At 59.7% G+C, this 5,432-nt stretch carries 7 protein-coding genes; 2 read left to right on the top strand and 5 right to left on the bottom strand.

Annotation, left to right across the window (positions count from 1 at the left end; all coding sequences use genetic code 11):
- The coding region (locus GGU46_RS21790) for a relaxase/mobilization nuclease domain-containing protein (protein ID WP_183405623.1) at positions 1-605 on the bottom strand (605 nt) is incomplete at its 3' end.
- Positions 602-994 carry a plasmid mobilization protein gene (locus tag GGU46_RS21785; protein WP_183405622.1) on the bottom strand — a complete coding sequence of 131 codons (393 nt, stop codon included), beginning with the start codon at positions 992-994 and terminating at the stop codon, positions 602-604. The genes GGU46_RS21790 and GGU46_RS21785, both read right to left, overlap by 4 nt.
- Before the next feature lie 870 nt (positions 995-1,864).
- On the opposite strand from GGU46_RS21785, the gene GGU46_RS21780 reads away from it, so the two are divergent.
- Together GGU46_RS21780 and GGU46_RS21775 are read left to right on the top strand one after the other, a co-directional pair.
- Entirely contained in the window at positions 1,865-2,815 is a 951-nt protein-coding gene (locus GGU46_RS21780; RefSeq protein WP_183405621.1) for a RepB family plasmid replication initiator protein, read from the top strand.
- A gap of 13 nt (positions 2,816-2,828) precedes the next feature.
- Complete coding sequence (locus GGU46_RS21775) at positions 2,829-3,107, top strand: hypothetical protein (protein WP_111480861.1); 279 nt, start codon at positions 2,829-2,831, stop codon at positions 3,105-3,107.
- A gap of 194 nt (positions 3,108-3,301) precedes the next feature.
- Here GGU46_RS21775 and GGU46_RS21770 read toward each other — a convergent pair whose 3' ends face one another.
- The 3 genes from GGU46_RS21770 to GGU46_RS21760 all read right to left on the bottom strand — a co-directional run.
- Positions 3,302-4,330 (bottom strand): DUF1259 domain-containing protein, encoded by a 1,029-nt coding sequence (locus tag GGU46_RS21770; protein WP_111480862.1) that lies wholly within the window; start codon positions 4,328-4,330, stop codon positions 3,302-3,304.
- A gap of 134 nt (positions 4,331-4,464) precedes the next feature.
- The gene (locus tag GGU46_RS21765) at positions 4,465-4,980 is read right to left on the bottom strand and encodes a hypothetical protein (protein WP_111480863.1); all 516 of its coding nucleotides are present in this window, start codon (positions 4,978-4,980) and stop codon (positions 4,465-4,467) included.
- Positions 4,981-4,997: 17 nt separating this feature from the next.
- Positions 4,998-5,432, bottom strand: a 435-nt coding sequence (locus GGU46_RS21760; protein ID WP_183405620.1) for a relaxase family protein, incomplete at its 5' end; no start/stop codon positions are given.

The raw sequence follows: 5,432 nt of genomic DNA, 5'->3' as shown, positions 1-5,432 counted from the left end.
TGGCCCGCCGTGTAGCTCAGGGCGCGGCCAATCTCCTGGCGGGCGCGGCTCCAGTCGGCCGACTGCTGCTCCTTCGGGGTCGTGGCCTGCTGCTGCTTGGGGGTCGGCCCGATTTCGCGGGCCTGCCGGTGCCCTACCTGGTCGGCCACAATCAGTCCGTAGTCCTGCTCGATGCCCTTGCACACGTCCACGCTCCGGGAGCGGATAAACTGGTCACTCACTGTCTGCCCGTCCAGATCCACCCGGTTCACCACCAGGTGCATGTGCGGGTGGGTTTTGTCCTGGTGCCGCACCACGGCCCATTGCGTGTTCTCCGGGTCGATTCGCAGCCCTTTTAGGTAGTCCTGGGCAATACGGCCCATGACCTCATTGGTCAGCTTCTCCTTTTCCTCGACCGGAAAGGCCAGCGCCACGTGCAGCACCGCTTTTCCCAATCCGGGACGCATGGCCCGCACCGCGTCAAAGTCCGCCGCCATGTGCGCGGCGCTGTCCGTGCGCACCCCGTGCGCGGCCAGCACTTCGGCCCCTTTGCCGGGGGCCTTCTCCTGCAGCACGTAGGCACACATCGCCCCGAACGACTGGTTCACCTTCACTTTTCCAATCATGCCCCTTCGCCCGTGAGCCGCTTCAGCAGCTGGTGCATCTGCCCGAGTACCGTCGTGGCCCCGCTGCGCTGGTCCTGGCCCAGGTGGGCCAGCTTGGTGAGCTGGTTCAGGTTCGCCGCCATGCCGGCCAGCTGCGCCAGCTGCCGCGCTTCCTCCGGCGTCGGCGGGGCCTGCAGTTTCGTGGCCGTGTTCTGCTTGCGCCACACCGACCGCAGCACTTCCCCCTGGCTCAGCTGATACCGCTCGGCCTCACGGGTCAGGCGCTCGTGCTCCGCGTCCGTGAGCCGGACGCTCACGACGTGGCGCTGTTTTTCGGCCAACGGGCCGGCCTTCCGGCCTCCTTTTCGGGGGCGGTGGGGAGGTGAATCAGGAGCTGCTAGGTCTGCCATAGGGAGGTCCCCGAAGGGGCAAGTGTAGTGAGCCCAACGGGCGAACGGGTTTCCTGAATTGCGCGAAGCGCGATTCAGGAAACACATCTTGCGAAAACCGTTGAACGATGTGGACTAGGCCCACAAGGTACGGCTCCCCGCACGTACGCGCAACCCCTGGCCCACTCTTTTCGCTGCGCCTCCCAGTTGGTTTTACCGTTGGTTTCCGTTCCAACTCTTGCACCCTTCCGGTTACCTCCTGCCTCCTACTTCTGGTGCTCCCCTGCCGGCAACGTGGCCACCTTGCTCTCGCCTCCAGCTGCCCCATCTGGCCACCTTCTCCCACCTGGTCATTGCCTCCTGTCCCGGTGCGCTTACTTTCCCCTCTTGTACTCCTTTCCTGACCTGTGGCCTTAGCTGCTACCGTTTCTGTGGGCACAGTATTCCGGAGTTCAAAGCAGCACATAAGCTCAACAATAAGGTTTATAAACCGTTGATTACCAATAATATATACTTTATTGAATGCTCGCAAGTCACTGGCCTCTAGGACTTTTGCTGTTTTTGTTTTGCTCGCGCCGTTGTACTCTCGAACAAGCCCTAGAAGCTTTTTTGCCTCGCGCGAAACAACAATTGGTGTATTTGAGCTTATTTGTCTTATTTGAGGGGCTGCTTTCATGTTGATTTACAGCTATTTATGACACTTAAAAACGGGTTTTAGTGGGTGAGAAACGGGTTTTAGTGGGTGAGAAACGGGTTTTAGTGGGTGAGAAACGGGTTTTAGTGGGTTTGAAAACGGGTTTTAGTGGGTGAGAAACGGAATTTAAAAACGGAATCCGAATACGATACCCGTTTCTTTCTTATAATTGCCCAGTAATCAGCCATTAGGACACTATGAGCAAGGACCTAGAAGTTCGCCAACACAATGCTTTAACCAATGCTCGGTACGAGTATTCGGAGCTGCAGCTTGATTTGCTGTTCTTTCTTATCTCTAAGCTCCGAAAAGACCAGCAGGACAGGGTTTATGAATTGAACATCAAGGATTTATCCTCATTAACTGGCAAAAAATATAACGCTGCCTATCTCCATAAGGCGACTGCTGACATGGGTAGCCGTGTCTTTGAGGTGCAAACCGAAACCCGGTACCGGCAACTCTGGATGTTCCAGCGTGTGGACTACCTACTTGGGCAAGGAATCATTGAAATCAAGCTCACAGAGGACATTACCCCCTATCTATTTGACCTGAAAGAGAACTTCACTAGCTATGAATTGGCTTCGGCACTGCGCCTCACTAGCAAGTATGCTAAGCGGATTTATCAGTATTGCAGTCAGTGGAAAGACCAGGGCGAATCCAAAAAGTATGACATTCAGGAGTTCAAGATGATGCTGGGCTTGCTTGATGACAAAGGCAAGGATAAAGCTATCAGGATGAGTGATTTTCGGGAAAGTGTGCTGGATGTGGCCGTAAAGCAAATCAATGAGCATACTGAATTGCACATCAGCTATAAGCTTGAAAAACGGGTTAGAACCTACAAAAACATCGTCTTTACCATCAAGCGGCAAGCCTTAGCGGAAACCATTCCCTTCGACTTAGTAACCACTGTTCAGGACGTGCCTGGCGTTCAACAAAGCCACTTCGACAACGCCGCCCGCATCTTGGACGAGCTGCGCATCACCGACCCCAAACACCGGGCTACCATCCTGGCCAGTGCGGCCCACGTCGCGGAAGTGAACCGCTACAACCACGACCTGAAAACGGGCAAGGTCAAAGCCTCGCGCAATCCGGGCGGGCTGCTGCTCGTGCGCCTGGGCCTGGTCGCGGCCAAAGCCCCTAAGCCCGCCTGAGCCCCTCCCTCCGATGCGCCAAAAAATCTACCTCGAACTCGTCGTTTTGAAGCCCGGCAACGCGGTGCACCTCACCGAGGCCGAGCAACAAGCCATTCCGTGCCACTTCTTGATGGCTCAGGAAGCCGAAAAGCGGATGATGGTCATCGAGTACACCCCGGGCTCCGATCGTGCCACCAGAGAGCGGATTATTGCCGTGCACCTGCGGGCCTACGCCCGTCGTTACAAAATCATCAGCTACGAGGTATTTGACGACTTCGTCCCGGCCCTACCGGCTCCGCTGGTAGGCTAGTCAGATAGGATTTAGGGGGCAGTGGGGAGAGTGCAAAAAGCGGGTCCGTCATCCCGGTTTTATCCCTTAACATAATGTCGCTTATAGGAGCAATCTTGGAATCCGTGCGGTTTTGCTCCCCACCGCCCCCGGTGCCGGCGCGTGGTACTTTTCCGGTTTAGGCCCCTAAAAAACGGGGTCGATTTACCGGCGCGTCAGTGCTTCATCTTCATGCCCGCTTTGCCCTTGCCCAACTGGTCGAGGGCGGCACGGAAGCCGGTAGCCAGCTGCGCGGCGGGGCCGCGACCGTAGTAGTGCAGGAACATCATGCGCGGCTGGTCAAACAGCATGTGGTTGTGCACGGCCACGACCTCCAGATTGTGGGCGCGCAGGGCCTTTATAACCGGGTTTACTTCGTGCTCCAGCATAGCAATGTCGCCGGCCACATGCGCGTCAGCTTGCTTGCCGGCGAACGCGGCCCACGAGTTCAGGCCAATGGCGGCGGTCATTTCCGTGCCCATCATCACCGATTGCAGGTCCGCTCGGCCCACGGTATACTTGTAGGTGGGGCCGTTCACCGTGCCCTGGTACTGCACCACTTTGTCGAGCGCCGGAATATCAAACAGCTCCTTGCCGGTGGGCGGGCCGGGGGCCGACGTAGCGTTGTTGCCCGCCTGCGCGGCCGGGGTGCCGCCGCTGGGCTTCGGCTGGTTGGCCGGCAGCAACTTGGAGTCCTTGAGCGCGGCGGCAAACTTGCGGGCCAGCTCGGCCGGGGCACCCATGCCGTGAATGTGCATGTAGAAGATGCGCGGTTCCTCGTAAAAGAAGTGGTTGTGTACGGCCCCGATTTCCAGCCCCTGGGCCAGCGCGGCCGACATGAGCGGGTTGACTTCCTCCTGCAGCAGCACCGTGTCGCTCATGAGCATGGCCGATTTGCCGTCCAGCGTGTGCTTGATGGCCACCCACCCGCCAAAACCAAAGGCAATGGGCACCGGCTCCCCCTTGATGGTCACCTTCAAGTCGTTGCGCGGCAACGGGGTGCTGTGCGTGGCCTGCGCTTCAACGTAGGCCCCTTTCTTGCCCATCGCGGCCTCGATGGCGGCAATGTCGGCCGCGCTCAGCGGCGGGGTGTTGCCGGGGGCCGGGGCTTCGGCGAAGGAGGGCAAGGGGCCTAGCAGCAGCGGCGTGGTGGCCAGCGCCGTGGTTTTGAGCCAGTCACGGCGGGAAAAACGGGAATCGGACATAGAACAAGGAATGAATGAGACGGCTTAGGGTACGTAAGGTAAACGGTTGACTGTTCCTTCTCTGTGCTCAGGACGCGGCTTGTGGGCGCTTAACGTGCTGTATTCTCCGTTTCCTGAGAAGACCTCTAAAAGCCCTACTGTGGGAAATACTTTTTGACCACCTTCGGATTGTCCCGTTTCAGGTCCCAATAGCCCTTCGTCAGCCACTCCAGCGCCCGCTTTTTCTGGGCCTGCTCCTGCTGCAGCTGCGCTACCTGCGCCTCGGCTGCGGCCTTCTCTTTCCAGAGGTAGGTGCTCAGGCTGGTCAGCATCAGCAGCAGGGCCACCACCCCCACCCCCAGCCGCACATGGGTAAAGCCCCAGACTTCCCCCACCACGGGCACGCTACGCGGAATCCGGTCAATCACCTGCTGCAGCTGCGCCGTGCCCGTGGTGAGCGTCTTTTCCACCTTCGCCGGCGTGGCCAGGTGCGGCTGGATGGCCTCCGCTACGCCCTGGTAGTTGATGGTAAAGCGCACTTCCTGCTTCACCGTGGCCAGCACCTCGTCCAGCTCGGCCCGGCTCACCGGCCGGCCCTGCTCCAAGCTGCGCTTGTTCAGCGTCTCAATACCCCGCCGTAGCGCGTTAATATCTTCCAATAGCTCCTGCATCGGTCGTTGCTGAAAAGTTAATCTCCCATCCCTAGGCCTTGGGATGGCTGCTGGCTCAGCTGCTGCTGGGCCTGCCGCTGCTTGGCCTGGGCGTACTCGGCCGCCAGCTTGGCCAGCGCGTAATCCTGGCCCAGCTGCTGCCATTGCTGGGCCGGGTCGTGGCCTAGCTCGCGGGCCTTGGCAAAGCCTGCTTCCAGATTCCCCGCGCTGTACGCCCGGCCCACCTGGCTGCCCTTCACCCGGTGCCCGTCCTGGGCAAACACCACCCCGGCCGGGCTCCCGTCCTTGCGCCGCGTCAGCTCCAGCTCGATGCCTCGCGGGCGCAGCGCCTCGCGCAGCTCGTCGAAGCTGCGGGCCTGGCCCGCCGTGTAGCTCAGGGCGCGGCCAATCTCCTGGCGGGCGCGGCTCCAGTCGGCCGACTGCTGCTCCTTCGGGGTCGTGGCCTGCTGCTG

It is taken from the genome of Hymenobacter latericoloratus (assembly GCF_014199535.1).
Lineage (GTDB): Bacteria > Bacteroidota > Bacteroidia > Cytophagales > Hymenobacteraceae > Hymenobacter > Hymenobacter latericoloratus.
The sequence above is the reverse complement of the archived record's forward strand: the minus strand, read 5'-3'. Positions and strand labels throughout refer to the sequence as shown.